The sequence below is a fragment of the Rubrivivax rivuli genome (assembly GCF_004016505.1).
Taxonomy (GTDB): domain Bacteria; phylum Pseudomonadota; class Gammaproteobacteria; order Burkholderiales; family Burkholderiaceae_C; genus Rubrivivax; species Rubrivivax rivuli.
The window spans coordinates 1-731 of the sequence record NZ_SACR01000014.1 but is presented as its reverse complement, the minus strand read 5'-3'; the positions used below and the strand labels follow the sequence as shown (position 1 = coordinate 731).

The 731-nt window shown below is 66.1% G+C and carries 1 protein-coding gene; it reads left to right on the top strand.

The features are described from left to right. Positions 1-731: Gfo/Idh/MocA family protein (locus EOE66_RS21615; RefSeq protein WP_164885217.1), on the top strand; the 731-nt coding region annotated here is incomplete at both ends.

Genomic DNA, 731 nt, shown 5'->3' with positions numbered 1-731 from the left:
CTGACGACGCCCAGCGGCCTGCACCCGCGCCAGGCGATCGAGGTGGCCCGTGCCGGCATCGACGTGATGACGGAAAAGCCCATGGCCACGCGCTGGCACGACGGGCTGGCCATGGTGCGTGCCTGCGACGAAGCGGGTGTGCGCCTGTTCGTGGTCAAGCAGAACCGCCGCAACCCGACGCTGCAGCTGCTCAAGCGCGCCGTGGAGATGGGCCGCTTCGGCCGCATCTACATGGTCAACGTGAACGTCTTCTGGAGCCGCCCGCAGAGCTACTACGACAGCGCGGCGTGGCGCGGCACCTGGGAGTTCGATGGCGGCGCGTTCATGAACCAGGCCAGCCACTACGTGGACCTGCTGGACTGGATCTGCGGGCCCGTGGAAAGCGTGATGGCTTACACCGGCACGTTGGCGCGCAACATCGAGGTGGAAGACACCGGGGTGGCGGCGCTGAAGTGGCGCAACGGTGCGCTGGGGTCCATCAACGTGACGATGCTCACCTACCCCAAGAACCTCGAAGGATCGATCACCATCCTGGGCGAAAATGGCTCGGCCACCATCGGCGGCGTTGCTGTGAACGAGGTCAAGAACTGGCAGTTCGCCAGCGCCGATCCGATGGACGAGCAGATCGCCAGCGCCAGCTACGAGACCACCTCGGTCTACGGCTTCGGCCATCCCCGCTACTACGACAACGTGATCAGCACCCTGCGCGGCGAAGCGCAGCCCGAGACCGA